Below are 16,537 nucleotides of genomic sequence, written 5' to 3'. Positions count from 1 at the left end.
AGATGGATTATAAATTTGATTTAAAAGACTTTAAAGGATTTATAGTAGTTGTTGCTATATTGAGCATAGGACTTTTATACTTTGAGCCTTGGCTAGGTATTTTGGGACTTCTAATTTTGGTTTATTTGATATACTCAGGTAGTAAGACCATAGAAGAGTACAACCAAAAGTCAGTTGAGATGATTGAAACAATAAGTAGAGACTTTGACTCGATAACAAAACATGCTATTTTTTCTATGCCTTTTCCAATGGTAATAACAGATGAAAATGCGAATGTAATTTGGTACAACACAACTTTCTTAAATATATTTGAAGATGTTGAAATTATGGAGATAAATGTTTCTGAGTTGATTCCTGAAATAAATTTTGAAAGTATAATTGAAGCGCCTAATGATGAAGATTTAACTGCAAAATTAGGCTCTAAGTCATATAGAGTTTATGCGAATGTAGTTGATGTAAAAAAAACTGAATCAGATAGAAGTAAATTAATTCTATTATACTTTGTAGACAAGACTGATTATGATGTTTTGAGAGATAAATATGTCTCAGAATATCCAATAGTTGCAAAAATAGAAGTGGACAACTACGATGAGGCAATGGACTCAGCACCAACTGCCAACAGACCACAGTTAATAGCTGAGATAGATTACTTAGTAAGAGGATATTTTCAAAGTTATGATGCCTTGGTTAGAAAGTATGATGACGATATGTACCTAGTTGTCATGACTTTTGGGGCATTAAAGAGCATAAAGGAAAAGAGATTTGATCTACTTGACGATTTAAGAGAGTTAGATATGGGTAATTCCATACCTATGACACTTTCGATAGGAGTATCATCTTTTGGGCTTAATTTTAAAGAGTCTGTGGATGAAGCTGACACTTGCTTAGACCTTGCACTCGGACGTGGAGGAGACCAAGCCGTAATAAAAGTTGAGGACAATTATGAATTCTTCGGGGGCAAGTCAAAAGCTGTTGAAAAGAGAAACAAAGTAAAGGCAAGAGTGTTAGGTGTTGCATTAAAACAACTTATTGATGGAGCGGAAGACGTCTATATAATGGGACATAAAAATGCCGATATGGATGCTATAGGTTCAGCGATAGGTATTTTAAGAGCTGTGTTAAATAGAAATGTTGAAGGGCATATTGTTTTAAATAAGAGCAATCCTTCAATATCAAACCTTCTTGATAGAATGAAAGAAGAAGAACCTGAAATTTTTGAGAAGATAATTTCCTCAGAGCAGGCAAAGAGTAATATAACACCTAAGTCATTGGTTATATTGGTCGATAATCATAAGCCAAACTTTACTGAAAGTCCCGAGCTTTTAGATTTGACAACACAAATAGTTGTAATAGACCACCACAGAAGAGGTAAGGAATTTGTCAAAAATCCGGTGCTGACTTATGTTGAACCATATGCATCCTCTACAAGTGAACTTGTAACTGAGATGTTGACTTATATGAATGATGAATTAAATTTAACCCATTTTGAGGCAGATGCGCTAATGAGTGGTATAGTAGTTGATACTAAGAACTTTAGTTTCCAAACAGGAGTTAGAACTTTTGAAGCGGCATCAATATTAAAACGTGCCGGTGCAGATATGATAAAGGTAAAGAACTTGTTCCAAGATGACTTAGATACACTTCAAAACAGAGCTCAAGTAGTGCACGCTACAAAGGTAGTTTGTGATGAAGTGGCAATTTCAAGGTTAGATAAAAAGGCTGCGAATTCCATATTGATAGCGGCACAAGCTGCCGATGAATTGCTTGATATAAATGGAATAAGAGCAAGTTTTGTAATGACTCCGGTAGATGATGAAATTCACATTTCAGGAAGGTCATCTGGGGATTTTTCAGTGCAGTTGATACTTGAAAAATTAGGAGGTGGAGGACATCTTAACATGGCTGGAGCCAGACTAAAGGTAGAATCTCTAGATGAAGCTGAAAATATTTTAGTACAAGCAGTGGAAGAGTATATTGATGAACAGAAAAAGGGAGAAAATATATGAAGGTAATTTTATTAAAAGACGATAAAAATTTAGGGAAAGCGGGGTCTCTTGTTGAGGCAAAAGACGGATACGCAAGAAATTTCTTGCTGCCAAGAAAAGTTGCCATAGAAGCTAATGAAGAGAATCTTAAAAAATGGGAAGAAGATAACGAAAAGAGAGCAGAAGAAGAGAAGAAGAACAGAGCTGAATTCACTGAACTAAAAAAGAAGATTGAAGCAGGCAAAGTTGTAATAAAGGCTAAATCAGGTGAGGGAGGAAGACTTTTCGGAGCGATAACTTCTCAAAATATAAAAGAAGCTCTTGAAGAGCAACTTAAAATAAAACTGGACAAGAAAAAAATTGAATTAAGTGAAAACATTAAGATGGAGGCCACAAAAACTGTACCTTTAAAATTGTATCCTGGAATAGTTGCAAAATTAAAGGTAATAGTTGAGGCAGAATGATGGAAGATTTAAATCTCAAAATACCTCCTCATGTCACTGAAACGGAACAGTCAGTGCTTGGTGCTATGATGCTATCTAAAGATGCCATCACATCGGCCGTTGAAATTTTAAGAGCTGAAGATTTCTATTCGGAAATTCATGGTGAAATATATGGAGCCATAACCTCTATATACAATAGAAATGTTCCGGTTGATGTGATGACTACAATAGATGAGCTGAAAAAGAGAAATAGTCTTGAAGATGTCGGGGGGATTAGCTATATAGCAAGTTTGAGTTCATCTGCCGGCTTAGTCTCAAATACAAAGTATCATTGTGAGATAATTAAAGAAAAGTCTACACTGAGAAAGTTGATAGCTGCCTCGGATGAAACTATGTCAAGTGCATATGCACAAGATGCAGATTTAGATATGATTATAGAAAAAGCCGAGTCAAGTATATTTAACATAACCCAAGATTCTCACAGAGCAGGACTTTCTCCGATAAAAGAGACTTTACTTGAGTCATTTGCTGCAATGGAAAAACGTGCGCAAAATCCAAACTCGCTAACTGGGGTTACTACAGGTTTTGAAGATTTGGATAGACAGTTGAGCGGTCTACAAAAGTCAGATCTTGTACTTCTTGCGGCAAGACCATCAATGGGAAAGACTGCTCTAATGGTAAACATAGCAACTAATGCAGCGCTAAGAGCAAAGGCAAAAGTTGCAATGTTTTCTCTTGAAATGAGTAAGACTCAGCTGGTTGACAGAATCATAGCTTCAATAGCACATGTGGATTTACAAAAGATAATATCCGGCAATTTGACAGCAGATGATTGGGAAAGAGTCATAAATGCAATGCCGATAATATCTGAGCTTGAAATTGAAATAGATGATACGGCAGGTATTTCTCCGTTGGAGCTAAAAGCCAAGTGCAGAAGACAAAAGATGGAGAAAGGTTTGGACTTGGTGGTTATAGATTATCTCCAACTTATGCAAATGAGCGAAAAAGTTGAATCTAGAACTCAAGAAATTTCAGCGATTTCAAGAAACTTAAAAGCTATAGCAAAAGAACTTGAAGTGCCGGTGCTAGCACTGTCTCAACTTTCACGTTCACCCGAAGCAAGAGCTGATCACAGGCCTATTCTTTCAGACCTTAGAGAATCAGGAGCTATAGAACAAGATGCCGACGTTGTAATGTTTCTATTTAGAGATGAGTACTATACAAAAGAAGAGTCGGAAAAACCAAATATTGGCGAAGTTATAATTGCAAAACATAGAAATGGACCAACAGGTACAGTGGAACTGATATTTAGAAAAGAATTCACTAAATTCTTGAATAAAGAATATGGTTCATAGGAGGGAAGATGGAGTTAATTAAGATAATAATTTTGGGAATTGTAGAGGGTATTACGGAATTTTTGCCGATATCATCTACAGGACATTTAATCTTAGTTGGTGAGATTTTAAAATTACACTCACAAAGCTTTGAAAATGCGTTCTCAGTAATAATTCAATTGGGGGCAATTCTAGCAGTAGTGCTATTGTATTGGGATAAATTAAACCCACTATCAAAGAAAAAATTATCCTCAAACATTGTAGAAAATGAATCACATTTATCTATTTCAGATAGATGGCACTTAAGAGATAAGAAAACCATGAGATTGATAGCGAAGGTTATAATAGGATTTTTACCTGCTGCAGTTTTAGGTTTTCTATTTGATGATATAATAGACAAGTACTTATTTAATCCAACCGTAGTTGCAATAACATTGATAATCTATGGTGTCATAATCATATTTATGGAAGATAAGAAAAAATCTGAATTTAAATATGAAGACATTGATGAGCTAAGTGTAGTGGATGCTTTTAAAATAGGAGTGTTCCAATGCTTAGCGATGATACCGGGCACTTCAAGGAGTGCAGCTACCATAATTGGAGGAATGACTCTTGGCTGTAACAGGACAACAGCAGCTGAGTTTTCATTTTTCTTAGCAATTCCAACAATGTTAGGGGCAACGGCTTTGAAGGTATTGAAGATGGGAACATCGTTTACAGTAAGTGAGTGGTTCTATATTTTAGTGGGCTTTGTAGTCTCTTTTGTAGTAGCATATGCTGTAATAACTAAGTTTATGAGTTACATTCAAAAACACGATTTCAAAGTGTTTGGAATGTACAGGATAGCACTTGGTATACTAGTAATTTTATTTTTGAAGATATTTTAGTATAAAAAGGCTTGAAATTAACGGTTTCAATTGATTTTGAAAATTTATTGTGGTAGAATTAATGCATTGTGGATAAATAAAATAGGAGGTTTTATAGTGGAATTATTTTTGACAGTAATTATTGCCATTTCATCGCTCGTTCTAATTGGCACTGTGGTAGTTACTGAGAGTGCTCAAGCAGGACTTGGCACATTACAGGGAGAACAATCAAATCTATGGGGCGAACATAGAGGAACAAGCAAGAAGGAAATTGAAAATCGTATTATAACAGTATCATCTATAATATTTTTAGTTTCCGTAATAGCACTTTCAGCAATATAGGGGGTATACGGAAGAATGAATGTTTATATTTTAGCTATAGTAGCCGGAGTTTTAGCACTAGCTTTTGCTTTCTTTAAAGCATCTTTTGTGTCTAAACAAGATCCGGGGAATGAAAGAATGAGGGAAATTTCTTCATATATACAAGATGGTGCAATGGCATTTTTAACAAGAGAATACAAGGCACTTGTAGTATTTGTAATAGTTCTTGCTGCAATTTTAGCTGTTGGACTTCACAGTGTGGCAACAGCTCTATGTTTCATTGCAGGAGCTATTTGTTCAGTAATCGCAGGTTATGTTGGTATGAGAGTGGCAACACGTGCAAATGTTAGAACTGCAAACGCAGCTAATGTTTCAGGTCTTGCAAAAGCACTTGATATAGCATTCTCAGGCGGGGCTGTAATGGGTATGTGCGTTGTAGGATTGGGAATTATAGGTATCACAGCAGCTTATATGTTAACTCAAGATACAACTATAGTTACAGGATTTTCATTAGGTGCTTCTTCAATCGCTCTTTTTGCAAGAGTTGGTGGTGGTATCTACACTAAAGCGGCAGACGTTGGAGCTGACCTTGTAGGTAAAGTTGAAGCGGGAATTCCTGAAGACGATCCAAGAAACCCGGCTGTTATTGCTGATAACGTAGGAGATAACGTAGGGGACGTTGCAGGTATGGGAGCAGACTTATTTGAATCATATGTTGGAGCTCTTTTATCGGCTATTACTCTAGGAGTAGTTGCATATCAAGAAAATGGTATAGCATATGCGCTATCAATAGCAGCAGTAGGTATAATTGCTTCGATCATAGCAGTGTTCTTTGTAAAGGGAGATAAAGACCCTCAAAAAGCTCTAAACGTTGGAGAATACATTGCAGCCGGAGCTAGTATAATTGCAGCAGCTGTATTATCAAATATGATATTTGGTAACTTTAAACCATTTGTTCCTGTAATAGCAGGTATATGTGTTGGACTTATAATATCTAAAATAACTGAGTACTATACAGCGGATGAATACGCTCCGGTGCGAAGAATAGCATCAGAATCTGAAACAGGTTCTTCTACAAACATAATTTCAGGGCTTTCTGTAGGTATGATGTCTACAGTTGGACCAATCATAGTAATCGCTATTGGCATAATGGTTGCCTTTATAGGTGCTGGTGGAAATGAATCATCAGTTCACGGATTGTTTGGTATAGCTCTTGCAGCAGTAGGTATGCTTTCAACTACAGGTATGACAATTGCAGTTGATGCTTATGGTCCTATAGCTGACAATGCTGGCGGTATTGCAGAAATGTGTGAACTTCCAGAAGAAGTAAGACAAATAACTGACTCACTTGATGCAGTAGGTAATACAACAGCAGCTATCGGTAAGGGATTTGCAATTGGTTCAGCAGCTCTTACAGCTTTAGCACTATTTGTTTCATATATCAACGCAACAGGGCTAGAAGGAATTGATGTATCTAAACCGGAAGTTATTGCCGGAACATTTATCGGTGGTATGCTTCCATTTGCCTTCTCTGCTTTGACAATGTCAGCAGTAGGAAACGCAGCTTCTTCAATGATTGATGAAGTAAGACGTCAATTTAGAGAAATCCCGGGAATTATGGAAGGTAAAGCAACTCCTGAATATGCAAAATGTGTAGATATTTCTACAGGAGCTGCTCTTAAAGAAATGATCGTTCCGGGAGTAATAGCAGTAGTAGTTCCAATAGTAGTAGGTCTATTACTTGGAGCAGAAGCTCTAGGTGGATTACAAGCCGGAGCTCTTATCACCGGTGTATTAATGGCAATCTTTATGTCAAACTCCGGTGGAGCTTGGGACAATGCTAAGAAATTTATCGAAGGTGGAGCACATGGCGGAAAAGGTTCAGAAGCTCACAAAGCAGCTGTAACTGGAGATACTGTAGGGGACCCATTCAAAGATACTTCAGGACCTTCATTAAATATTCTTGTAAAACTTATAACAGTAGTATCATTAGTATTTGCACCATTATTCGTAGCATTTGGCGGAAAATTATTCTAAGATATTTAAAGCACAGGTTAGATTGCCTGTGCTTTTTTATGCAAAAATTTAATGAGAGTTAAGATTAATATTTAAATTACTAAAAGATAATAATTTTTAAAGTGGCTTTAAAGTTTAATTTGTGTCTGTTACACTGTGTATATAAGTTATTTATTGGGAGAATATTTATGGATAAAAATAAATTAAAGGCATCTATTTATTTACTATTTGCAGCAGCAATATGGGGTTTGACATTTGTGGCACAGAGTAAGGGAATGGAATACATAGGCACAATGACGTTTTCTGCATTAAGATGTTTGATTGGCGGATTTGTGATACTTATTATGAGGATGAATCCATTTTTAAGAAAAGCTATACTTGATGAAGAAAGTGTTGTCGTAGATCAAGCAGCTACAAGAAGAGGGGGAATCCTGACTGGAATAGTGTTGTTCTGTGCAATGAATATACAACAAATAGGAATAGTAGATACAACTGTGGGTAAGGCGGGGTTTATAAGTGCACTTTATATAATAATAGTTCCAATACTCATGATGTTTAGAGGGCATAGACTGTCTAAAAAACTAATATTTTGTATTGTACTATCTGTAATAGGCGTTTATTTATTGTCAGTTAAAGAAAATCTATCAATAAATGAAGGCGATTTAATAGTTTTTATTTCTACTATATTTTTCTCTATTCATATGCTTGTAATAGCGTACTATTCTCCGAGAACAGACGGGTTGAAATTTAATGCTTATCAATTTATAGTATGTGGACTTTTAAGTGTAGTAGGAGCTGTTGTATTTGAAACAATTTCATTAGAAGCTATAAAGTTGGCGATGTGGTCAATACTTTATGCTTCAATAATGTCAAGTTCTGTGGCATTTACATTACAGATCATGGCTTTAAGGTATATAGATGCTGCTTTAGCGTCTTTGATAAGCTCAATAGAATCAGTTTTTGCAGCGGTAGGCGGTTATTTAATACTTGGAGAAATTTTAACTAAAAGAGAATTAATAGGATGTCTGTTGATGTTTATTGCAATTATGGCTGCACAGTTGGGAAATAAAGAAAATGGAAAATAAATACTATATTGATAATAATAAATTGACAATTTCAGAAAATGGTGAAAAGTTTTTTTGGATAGAACTTATAAAACCCAATCAACAAGAAATTGATGAAATACTTACAAAATATAAAATTCCAAAGGATTATATCTACTCTGTGCTAGACAATGAAGAAGTTCCAAGAGTTGAAGTTTGGGAAAGTGGAGCAGCTAATTTATTTTTACTAAGTCATCCAGTAAAAATAAATAATTGTAGCTATATAACAAGACCGCTATCAATGATAATGGTTGATGGAATTTTGATTACAGTTTCTACTGAAAGTTTGAAGTTGATGAACAAAGTTAAAAATTCTTATGAACAGAAAGATCTGGGAGAAGATAGTGAGAGTCTATCTACAGAAATTGCATGGGCAATTTGTTCTGAATTTGTAAAAAGTGTTAGAGAGTTAAATGAAAGCATAGAGAAAATTGAGCGAACAGTGCTTAAAAATAGTGATGAAAGAGCTTTTTCAGATATGATAGCAATACAAAAGTCACTTATAAAATTTAGTATGGCAACCAGAGAAAATGGACCGGTAATAGAAAAGATGTTTGAGTCATATTCTAAATTAAAAAGCGATAAGGCATCTGAATTGTTACATGATTTGCTTGTTGAAAACAAACAAGCTAGAGTGATGATTGAAGAGTCTACAACTATAATGGAGAATTTATCTGATTTGTATTCAAATTTGATTTCACATAAATTGAATGTGGTAATGCAAGTTTTGACTTCTATAACAATAGTAATGACTGTACCAACTATAGTTGGTGGATTGTGGGGAATGAATGTAAAACTTCCGATTGAAAATCATCCGGCGGCATTTTGGATTTTGGTACTGCTTAGTATGGTGATATCTTGGTATATAGTGAGGATATTAAAGAAAAAAGGCTATCTATAGAAATTATTTAGTACAATCTTAGAAATCATAATCTATTTTTTAATAAATTATTTATTCTAATGTGAGATAATGTATTTAATAGGGAAGTGATAAAGATGAATTTTTTTAATAAATTGTTAGGTAATTCAAGTACATCTAATGATGTAATATATACAATTGACAGAGAACATGGGACTGGAGCTTTTGAGATAGTTTCTATACTTGCAAAGAAATTAAATATTGAAGTTTATGATGAGGATATAATAGAGTTAAAAACATTGGAGAGCCAAGTAGATCCTTCAAATGTAAAAAAAGATGATACATTTTTACAAGGAACCGTGTATGATTTATACAGAGAAAATTACTCTTATTCACAAGAAGATATTACAAGTAATGATGCACAATTTTTAGCTAATTCAAAAACAATAAGAGATTTAGCTAAAAAAGGTCCTTGTATAATGATGGGTAAGTGTACAAATTATGTTTTGAGTACGGGGAAAGTATTCAATGTTTTTTTGACCGCACCGGAAGAATATAGATTAGAAAAGATAAAAGATAGATATAAATATGACGATACAAAAGCTAAAAATGAAGTTCAAAAGATAGATGCAAGAAGAAGAAACCATTATCAAAAGTATACAACAGGACAGTGGGGCTACTCATCTGATTATGATATAACAATTGATGTATCAAAATTTTCTGTACAAGATGTAGCCAATATAATATTAAGAACATCTGAATTAAAAAAATATTAAAAATTAGGAGATATTTACAAAGTTGTAGTTATCTCCTTTATATTGAGATTATAAATTTTTTAAATCCAGCTCAGATGAGAAAGAATAAAATTTTTCTCCTTCTCCAATCATTATAGTGGGGACTCCAACTTGACCTTTAAATTTAATAGAGTCGAAAAAGGAATCTTTGTCTCTATATTTTAAGAAGGCTTTTAAATTAGCCATAGATTCAGTAATGTCTATTATTTTATAGTCAAGTAAAGAATTTTCAAAAGCTTCTACAGCTGGTGGACAATCCGGACATAAACTTGATATAAATAGTGTTATCATAAAATACCTCCTGTTTGATTTGCAAGAGTAGATAGAAATTTTCTAACGGAAATTATAAAATTTTGAGTATCTATTTCTTTGCGGGCATTAATTTTTGAATATATACCCTTTTTTCTAAGATTTCTATTAGTGTGTCTAGTATCTAAGTGGAACAAAATATTGTTGTCATTTATATTATTTCCATGAAAATCTATAACATATGAGCCTTTTGCCAAGATAAGAGCTGATAGAGCTTTATCGGCAGTTATAGTTAAATCCCCGCGCTGAACGTGGTTTGCAATATATAAATCAGCAGAGTCAGAAGATATATCAACACTTACAACAGTTGCATAGTCACTTTTTATGTCAGTTAGATAATTTTTAACTATTATTAATTCTACATTGTATTCTCTTGCTAAATTTATTAGCACATTAGTAATGGGAGACCCATCTGCATCAAGATAAATTTTCACTAAACCACCTCTTATTTTAAATAATGTGATTACATGATATAATAAAAAACTAGGAAGTGAAAGTATGGAACTTTATGTTGTAGGTGCAATAGTTGCGATACTATTTGCATTAATTATATTTAAGTCTATAAAAATAGTTGTTAAAGTTATATTGAACACAATCATAGGAGCTATAATTCTCTATGTTGCAAACATTTTATTGAGCTCTTTTGGTATTTACATAGCAATTAAACCAATAGTGGCATTTTTGACAGGATTATTGGGAGTACCATTCGTTATAGCTTTAATCATACTAAAATTATTTATATGAGGTGTAGAGTGAAATATGTATTCAGAATATTCGCAGTTTTAATGCTGTGCTTGTTAGCAGGGCTGGTTTTGCTATTATACAGAATAAAACCTGATTATGAAAACAAGGGAAAAGTTAGTTTAAAAGATAAAAAAGAAGAATCTATCCTAGACACTAAGGGAACGGAAGTTTTTAACAATGATGCAGTGTTGAGAGTGCTTGTTTTAGGAGTTGATAAAACAGCGACTAAACAACTTTCAGAAGAAAAAAATGGAATGAGAAGCGACACTATAATGGTATTCTCAATTGACCCGGTAAGTAAGAGAGTACAATTACTATCAGTTCCAAGAGATTCTTATGTAAGGATTCATGGATATGATAAAAATAAAATAAATGCTGCATTTAGTGACATAGTTTATCCTAAGGGAGGATTAAAACTTGTAGCTTCTACAGTTGAAGATTTATTGGATGTTAAGATAGACCACTATGCTTTGATAGATTATAAAGCGGTTACACAAATCGTTGACGCTGTTGGGGGAATGGATGTAGAGTGGGATAGGCCTGACTATACTTATAAAGATGATTGGGTAGTGCCACCTTTAGAAATAAACATGAAGAGGGGGATTAACCATTTAGATGGTAAAAAGGCAGTTGACTATCTTAGAATAAGAAAGGCTTATGAAGGTCAAGATATAGATAGAATAGGAGCGCAACAAGGATTTTTGATGATGCTTTTTGAAAAATTGAAGTCTCCTGCAATGATATTAAAAATTCCGGAATTACTTGATATTGTTGATGAGTTTGTGGAAACAGATTTGACATATGGACAAATGGTTACTTTAGCAAGGTTTGGCATTGGAATAGATAGAGAAGATATTTCAACAGCTACGCTTGAAGGTGTACCTGTAAATAGTGTAAAAATAGGAAGAGATAAAGTTTCTGTTTACAAGATAGATGAAAAATTTGCAAAGGAAGTAGCCCTTAGAAGTGAAGTTGTAGAAGCAGAAGGCAGTGTAGAAAATGAAAGCAAAAATGGTTCAAATAAAGACAATGATGAGAAAAATGATAAGAGAAATTTAAATTCAAAAAACGATAGAGAATCTAATAAACAAGTTAAGACAAAAAAATAGTTTTAGAAAATTTAAATTCTATTGGGAATTAAGATAAGCTCAGAAATTTCTGGGCTTATTGTTTTAATAATTGATATTGTCCTTTTAATAAAGGACAATTAGAGAAAAAATTAAAGGATTTAATCTAAATTCTATTTGGAATTTAAATTTATAGAAAATAAATGATATAATTATTTATATTTAAAATTTAAAGAGGTAGTTGTGAATATATTAGTAATTGATGCTCAAGGGGGCGGACTTGGAAAACAAGTTATTCAAGCCTTAAAAGAAAAGTATAGAGATCTAGAAATTATTGCAGTTGGTACAAATAGTATTGCAACCACAAATATGTTAAAAGCAGGAGCGAACTTTGGTGCAACAGGTGAAAATGCTGTGGTGGTAAATTGCGCAAGAGCTGATGTAATAGTTGGACCAATTGGGATTTTGTTGACTAATTCGCTATACGGCGAGATAACGGCAAAAATGGTAGAGGCTGTAAGTCTTAGTAGAGCAAAGAGGATTTTAATTCCGTTTTTACACGATGATAACGTTATTGTGGGAATTAATGAATACTCTATCAAAAAATTGATAGCGCTTGCGGTTAAGGAAGTTGAAAAAATTTTATAGTTGTTTGAGTTGAATCTTTTATATGAAGTAAAGGATGACTAGAGAAGTAGTCGGTTAAAAATTCAAACGGTCTTTTAATAGTACTATGAAAGTATGCAATCTCTGTAGGGATTTGCATGCTTTTTATTTGTGAGGAACAAAGGATGAATTTAAAGGAATTCTTTAGCAAAAATAAAAAAGTTGCAATTGCTTTTTCGGGTGGAGTTGATTCTGTTTTTTTGTTACAACAAGCTCTAAAAAACAAAGCTGAAGTGAGAGCATATTATGTGAAATCAGATTTTCAACCTGAGTTTGAGTTTAAAGAAGCAAAATATTTTGCTCATGAATTAGGAGCGGATTTAAAAATACTAGAAGTTGATGTCTTAAAAGATGTCCGTATAGAGAAAAATGATAAGGATAGATGTTATTTTTGTAAGCAAAAAATTTTTGGAACTATTATTGAGGCAGCAAAAATAGATGGGTTTGATGTCTTATTAGATGGGACAAATGCTTCGGATGAATATGAAGATAGACCGGGGATGAGGGCAAAAGAAGAGATGAAGGTATTATCTCCACTTAGAGAGTGTAATTTGACTAAATCTGAAATAAGGGAATTGTCCAAAAAAGAAGGATTGGCAAGTTGGAGAAAACCATCATATTCGTGCTTGGCAACGAGAATAAAGACAGGAATGAATATAACAAAAGAAGATTTAGCAGTCATTGAAAAAGCAGAAGCATTTTTAATGAATCTTGGGTTTAAAAATTTTAGAGTCAGGAAAATAGACGATGTTGCAAAAATTGAAGTTACGGGGAAAGACTTCGAAAAGATAATTTCATTTAGAAAAGAAATAGTAGATGAATTTAAGAAGTTTTATAGAGAAGTGACACTGAATTTAGAGGTGAGAGATGAAGAATGATATTAAAAAAATTTTAGAGTCTGTAAAAAATGGAGAAATTTCAGTTGAAGATGCACTGTTAGAATTAAAATCTAAACCTTTTAAAGATATAGAGTATGCAAAGATAGATTTTCATAGAAAAGTAAGACAAGGCGTTGGAGAAGTCATCTACGGTGCAAGCAAGACTGCAAATCAGATGATAGGAATTATTTCTACAATGCTTGAGAATGGACAAGGTTCAATTTTGATTACGAGATTAAATGAAGATGCAGCAAGAGAGATAAAAAAAATACACTCAATAGAATATTATGAAGAAGCAAAGATAGGGATATACGGGCCATTAAAGAAACCGAATGGAATTGGTAAGATTGTAGTTGCTACGGGAGGAACAAGCGACATTCCGGTAGCGGAGGAAGCAGCTTTGACATGTGAATTCTTAGGAAATGAAGTGGTTAGACTCTATGATGTAGGGGTTGCAGGACTTCATAGAATTTTAGGGCATCTTGATGAAATAATGAGTGCAAGTGTTGTTATCACCATCGCAGGTATGGAAGGAGCGCTTGCAAGTGTAGTAGGAGGCCTTACAGATTGTCCTGTTATTGCGGTTCCAACAAGTGTTGGATATGGAGCGGCATTTAATGGAGTAGCGGCACTTTTATCAATGCTTAATTCATGTGCAAGTGGAGTGAGTGTTGTAAATATAGATAATGGATTTGGAGCGGGTTATACAGCCAGTATGATAAATCATATGGAGGTCAAGAAATGAAAACTTTATATTTGGAATGTTCAATGGGAGCGGCTGGAGATATGTTGACAGCGGCGATATTAGAACTGTTTGAAGATAATGAAAAGCAAATAGAAAACTTAAATAATCTTGGAATTGAAGGGATTAGTTTTGAAAAAGTGGATTCTTTTAAGTGTGGCATAAAAGGAACTCGTATGGTTGTAAAAATAAATGGAGAAGAAGAGAAAATCGACGAACATGAACACCATCATGAACATCACCACCATCATCATGGAGACCATGAACATCACCACCATCATGAAGACCATGAACATACACATAGTCACCATCACCATGAACACGGGCATCATGTGCATAGAAGTATGAAAGATATTGAAGAAATAGTTCGTAATATAAAAGTGTCAGAGAAAGTTAAAAAAGACATTATGGAAGTTTATAAGCACATAGCAGAAGCAGAAAGTGTAGCTCATAATGTTGATGTTTCAGAAATTCACTTCCATGAAGTTGGAACTATGGATGCAATAGCAGATATAACAGCAGTTTGTTTTTTGATTGATGAGTTGGAAGTTGAAAAGATAATAGCATCTCCAATAAATGTTGGAAGTGGACACGTACATTGTGCACATGGGATATTGCCTGTTCCAGCTCCGGCAACAGCTTATATATTAAAAGATGTTCCAATGTATACTTCTGAAATACGCGGAGAACTTTGTACTCCTACTGGAGCGGCTATATTAAAACATTTTGTATCAAAATTTGAAGAAATGCCTAAATTGAGAGTTGAAAAAATAGGTTATGGAATGGGGAAAAAAGATTTTGAGAGAATAAACTGTGTAAGAGCTTTTTTGGGAGAGACCAAAGACTCAGAAGAAATAGTGTATGAGTTGTCTTGTAATGTTGATGATATGAGTGCTGAAGAAATTAGTTTTGCAATGGACAGATTTTTTGAAGCTGGAGCTAAAGAAGTGTATACAGTTCCAATAGGAATGAAAAAATCAAGGCCGGGAACTTTGATAAAGGTAATGTGTAGAGAAGAAGATAAGAGTAATTTATTAGAGCTTATATTTAAACACACTACTACTATTGGTATTAGAGAAACTCAAACTTCTAGATATATTTTAGATAGAAATATTGAAGAAATCGAGACTTCTTTAGGCACGATAAGATTTAAGAAATCTTATGGATATGGAGTGAGTAGGGGAAAGTTTGAATATGATGACCTATCAAAGATAGCAAGAGAAAATAACTTGAGTATTTTTGAAGTGAAAGAGAAAATTAGAAAAAAATAATTTTATAGGAGGAAATTTATGAGAAAGAATACGACAAAAGAATTGATTTTAGCGGCATTATTTATAGCTTTAGGATTGATTTTACCAATGGTATTTCATGCTATTGGTGCAGGACCGGTATTTTTGCCTATGCATATTCCTGTTTTATTAGCGGGGTTTTTCTTGAGTGTGCCTTATGCAGCTTTAGTTGGAGCCTTGACTCCAATTCTTAGCTCTGTGCTAACCGGTATGCCACCAATGTTTCCTGTATTACCTTTTATGGTTTTTGAACTTTTGACTTATGGAGCAGTTGTAAGCTATATTCACAACAAGGTAAAAGCTAATATATTTGTGTCATTAATAGTGGCTATGATAGCAGGAAGAATTGTATCTGCGATTGTAGTTTGGGTTTTAGCTTCTTTCTTTATGGCTAAGTTACCGGCGCCTACAGTGTTTATTACTGGAGCTATTGTAAAGGGAATTCCAGGAATTATAATTCAGCTAATATTTATTCCGGCCATTGTATATATTTTAAATAAACAAAAAAGGCTTGAAATATGAATCAAAGAGAATTTTTTAATTCAATGGCTGAAAAATGGGACAGTTTTTGTAAGCACGATAATAAAAAGATTATAGAGATTTTGAATTTATTAGAAATTAAACCAAGTGATAAAGTGCTTGACGTTGGAACGGGGACGGGGATTTTGATTCCATTTTTACTTGAAAGAGTTGGTAAAGGTGGAGAAGTGTGCGCGGTTGATATCTCTGAGAAAATGATAGAAGTTGCAATGAAAAAGTATGCTGCAAGTAATTTGACATTTAAGAATGAAGATATTCTAGATTGCGATTTAAACACTAGATATTATGATAAAGTTATATGTTATTCAATGTTTCCTCATTTTGAAGATAAAAAGAAGGCGATAGAAAAGCTTAGAAAATATTTGAAGAAAAATGGAAAGTTAATTATATGTCATTCTCAAAGTAGAGAGGCAATCAATAATTTACACAAGGATTCGTCAATTGTGGTAGAAAAGGATATTTTGCCAAAGATGGAAATTTTAGAAAATTATTTTATAGGAGCAAATTATAAAGTATTAAAAAAAGTAGATAGTGAGGAAATGTTTGTTGTGATTGCTAAAAAGATGGATTAAATCTAACAA

General features: G+C 33.7%; 19 protein-coding genes. 17 read left to right on the top strand and 2 right to left on the bottom strand.

Annotation, left to right across the window (positions count from 1 at the left end; translation table 11 throughout):
* Window positions 1-2: 2 nt before the first annotated feature.
* The 9 genes from SOR77_RS03560 (at window position 3) to SOR77_RS03520 (ending at window position 9,703) form a co-directional block, all read left to right on the top strand.
* The gene (locus SOR77_RS03560; RefSeq protein WP_320635810.1) at window positions 3-2,006 is read left to right on the top strand and encodes a DHH family phosphoesterase; all 2,004 of its coding nucleotides are present in this window, start codon (window positions 3-5) and stop codon (window positions 2,004-2,006) included.
* A complete protein-coding gene (rplI, locus tag SOR77_RS03555; protein ID WP_320635809.1) occupies window positions 2,003-2,449 on the top strand; it encodes a 50S ribosomal protein L9 in 447 nt (148 codons plus the stop codon). The genes SOR77_RS03560 and rplI overlap by 4 nt, the downstream gene beginning before the upstream one ends.
* On the top strand, window positions 2,449-3,783 hold the full coding sequence (gene dnaB / locus SOR77_RS03550; protein ID WP_320635871.1) for a replicative DNA helicase: 1,335 nt from the start codon (window positions 2,449-2,451) through the stop codon (window positions 3,781-3,783). The genes rplI and dnaB overlap by 1 nt, the downstream gene beginning before the upstream one ends.
* Window positions 3,784-3,791: 8 nt before the next feature.
* Window positions 3,792-4,649 carry an undecaprenyl-diphosphate phosphatase gene (locus SOR77_RS03545; RefSeq protein WP_320635808.1) on the top strand — a complete coding sequence of 286 codons (858 nt, stop codon included), beginning with the start codon at window positions 3,792-3,794 and terminating at the stop codon, window positions 4,647-4,649.
* 96 nt (window positions 4,650-4,745) lie between these two features.
* Window positions 4,746-4,970 (top strand): preprotein translocase subunit SecG, encoded by a 225-nt coding sequence (gene secG, locus SOR77_RS03540; RefSeq protein WP_040552117.1) that lies wholly within the window; start codon window positions 4,746-4,748, stop codon window positions 4,968-4,970.
* 15 nt (window positions 4,971-4,985) lie between these two features.
* Window positions 4,986-6,986 carry a sodium-translocating pyrophosphatase gene (locus SOR77_RS03535; RefSeq protein ID WP_320635807.1) on the top strand — a complete coding sequence of 667 codons (2,001 nt, stop codon included), beginning with the start codon at window positions 4,986-4,988 and terminating at the stop codon, window positions 6,984-6,986.
* A 167-nt stretch (window positions 6,987-7,153) separates the two neighbouring features.
* Entirely contained in the window at window positions 7,154-8,050 is an 897-nt protein-coding gene (locus SOR77_RS03530; RefSeq protein ID WP_320635806.1) for a DMT family transporter, read from the top strand.
* Window positions 8,040-8,969 (top strand): magnesium transporter CorA family protein, encoded by a 930-nt coding sequence (locus SOR77_RS03525; RefSeq protein WP_320635805.1) that lies wholly within the window; start codon window positions 8,040-8,042, stop codon window positions 8,967-8,969. Before SOR77_RS03530 ends, SOR77_RS03525 begins: the two co-directional genes overlap by 11 nt.
* A 95-nt stretch (window positions 8,970-9,064) precedes the next feature.
* Window positions 9,065-9,703, top strand: a complete 639-nt coding sequence (locus SOR77_RS03520; protein WP_320635804.1) for a cytidylate kinase-like family protein — start codon at window positions 9,065-9,067, stop codon at window positions 9,701-9,703.
* A 48-nt stretch (window positions 9,704-9,751) separates the two neighbouring features.
* Here SOR77_RS03520 and SOR77_RS03515 read toward each other — a convergent pair whose 3' ends face one another.
* Both SOR77_RS03515 and SOR77_RS03510 read right to left on the bottom strand, forming a co-directional pair.
* Complete coding sequence (locus SOR77_RS03515; protein ID WP_320635803.1) at window positions 9,752-10,012, bottom strand: glutaredoxin domain-containing protein; 261 nt, start codon at window positions 10,010-10,012, stop codon at window positions 9,752-9,754.
* The gene (locus tag SOR77_RS03510) at window positions 10,009-10,464 is read right to left on the bottom strand and encodes a DUF188 domain-containing protein (protein WP_320635802.1); all 456 of its coding nucleotides are present in this window, start codon (window positions 10,462-10,464) and stop codon (window positions 10,009-10,011) included. Before SOR77_RS03510 ends, SOR77_RS03515 begins: the two co-directional genes overlap by 4 nt.
* 64 nt (window positions 10,465-10,528) lie before the next feature.
* Here SOR77_RS03510 and SOR77_RS03505 point away from each other — a divergent pair, with 64 nt between their 5' ends.
* The 8 genes from SOR77_RS03505 (at window position 10,529) to SOR77_RS03470 (ending at window position 16,528) form a co-directional block, all read left to right on the top strand.
* Window positions 10,529-10,774 carry a pro-sigmaK processing inhibitor BofA family protein gene (locus SOR77_RS03505; RefSeq protein ID WP_320635801.1) on the top strand — a complete coding sequence of 82 codons (246 nt, stop codon included), beginning with the start codon at window positions 10,529-10,531 and terminating at the stop codon, window positions 10,772-10,774.
* 8 nt (window positions 10,775-10,782) lie between these two features.
* Window positions 10,783-11,883, top strand: coding sequence for an LCP family protein (locus SOR77_RS03500; RefSeq protein ID WP_320635800.1), 1,101 nt, complete (start codon window positions 10,783-10,785; stop codon window positions 11,881-11,883).
* A 201-nt stretch (window positions 11,884-12,084) separates the two neighbouring features.
* Window positions 12,085-12,489, top strand: a complete 405-nt coding sequence (locus SOR77_RS03495) for a DUF3842 family protein (protein ID WP_320635799.1) — start codon at window positions 12,085-12,087, stop codon at window positions 12,487-12,489.
* Between the two features lie 143 nt (window positions 12,490-12,632).
* Window positions 12,633-13,385, top strand: coding sequence for an ATP-dependent sacrificial sulfur transferase LarE (gene larE / locus SOR77_RS03490; protein ID WP_040552404.1), 753 nt, complete (start codon window positions 12,633-12,635; stop codon window positions 13,383-13,385).
* On the top strand, window positions 13,375-14,130 hold the full coding sequence (gene larB / locus SOR77_RS03485) for a nickel pincer cofactor biosynthesis protein LarB (protein ID WP_004819411.1): 756 nt from the start codon (window positions 13,375-13,377) through the stop codon (window positions 14,128-14,130). Before larE ends, larB begins: the two co-directional genes overlap by 11 nt.
* Window positions 14,127-15,398, top strand: a complete 1,272-nt coding sequence (gene larC, locus SOR77_RS03480) for a nickel pincer cofactor biosynthesis protein LarC (protein WP_004819410.1) — start codon at window positions 14,127-14,129, stop codon at window positions 15,396-15,398. The genes larB and larC overlap by 4 nt, the downstream gene beginning before the upstream one ends.
* A gap of 18 nt (window positions 15,399-15,416) precedes the next feature.
* The gene (locus SOR77_RS03475; RefSeq protein WP_004819407.1) at window positions 15,417-15,938 is read left to right on the top strand and encodes an ECF transporter S component; all 522 of its coding nucleotides are present in this window, start codon (window positions 15,417-15,419) and stop codon (window positions 15,936-15,938) included.
* Complete coding sequence (locus SOR77_RS03470; RefSeq protein WP_320635798.1) at window positions 15,935-16,528, top strand: class I SAM-dependent methyltransferase; 594 nt, start codon at window positions 15,935-15,937, stop codon at window positions 16,526-16,528. Before SOR77_RS03475 ends, SOR77_RS03470 begins: the two co-directional genes overlap by 4 nt.
* The last annotated feature ends 9 nt before the right edge of the window (window positions 16,529-16,537 follow it).

Origin of the sequence: Peptoniphilus sp. (genome assembly GCF_034090345.1) — a bacterium.
Lineage (GTDB): Bacteria > Bacillota > Clostridia > Tissierellales > Peptoniphilaceae > Peptoniphilus.
The sequence above is the reverse complement of the archived record's forward strand: the minus strand, read 5'-3'. Positions and strand labels throughout refer to the sequence as shown.

What these genes read in the sequence shown, in the direction of transcription:
- SOR77_RS03515 (WP_320635803.1), bottom strand. Translation starts at nt 10,012, where the DNA reads ATGATAACACTATTTATATCAAGTTTATGTCCGGATTGTCCACCAGCT.
- SOR77_RS03545 (WP_320635808.1), top strand. Translation starts at nt 3,792, where the DNA reads ATGGAGTTAATTAAGATAATAATTTTGGGAATTGTAGAGGGTATTACG.
- rplI (WP_320635809.1), top strand. Translation starts at nt 2,003, where the DNA reads ATGAAGGTAATTTTATTAAAAGACGATAAAAATTTAGGGAAAGCGGGG.
- larB (WP_004819411.1), top strand. Translation starts at nt 13,375, where the DNA reads ATGAAGAATGATATTAAAAAAATTTTAGAGTCTGTAAAAAATGGAGAA.
- SOR77_RS03475 (WP_004819407.1), top strand. Translation starts at nt 15,417, where the DNA reads ATGAGAAAGAATACGACAAAAGAATTGATTTTAGCGGCATTATTTATA.
- SOR77_RS03535 (WP_320635807.1), top strand. Translation starts at nt 4,986, where the DNA reads ATGAATGTTTATATTTTAGCTATAGTAGCCGGAGTTTTAGCACTAGCT.
- SOR77_RS03520 (WP_320635804.1), top strand. Translation starts at nt 9,065, where the DNA reads ATGAATTTTTTTAATAAATTGTTAGGTAATTCAAGTACATCTAATGAT.
- SOR77_RS03530 (WP_320635806.1), top strand. Translation starts at nt 7,154, where the DNA reads ATGGATAAAAATAAATTAAAGGCATCTATTTATTTACTATTTGCAGCA.
- dnaB (WP_320635871.1), top strand. Translation starts at nt 2,449, where the DNA reads ATGGAAGATTTAAATCTCAAAATACCTCCTCATGTCACTGAAACGGAA.
- larC (WP_004819410.1), top strand. Translation starts at nt 14,127, where the DNA reads ATGAAAACTTTATATTTGGAATGTTCAATGGGAGCGGCTGGAGATATG.
- SOR77_RS03470 (WP_320635798.1), top strand. Translation starts at nt 15,935, where the DNA reads ATGAATCAAAGAGAATTTTTTAATTCAATGGCTGAAAAATGGGACAGT.
- SOR77_RS03505 (WP_320635801.1), top strand. Translation starts at nt 10,529, where the DNA reads ATGGAACTTTATGTTGTAGGTGCAATAGTTGCGATACTATTTGCATTA.
- SOR77_RS03525 (WP_320635805.1), top strand. Translation starts at nt 8,040, where the DNA reads ATGGAAAATAAATACTATATTGATAATAATAAATTGACAATTTCAGAA.
- SOR77_RS03560 (WP_320635810.1), top strand. Translation starts at nt 3, where the DNA reads ATGGATTATAAATTTGATTTAAAAGACTTTAAAGGATTTATAGTAGTT.
- larE (WP_040552404.1), top strand. Translation starts at nt 12,633, where the DNA reads ATGAATTTAAAGGAATTCTTTAGCAAAAATAAAAAAGTTGCAATTGCT.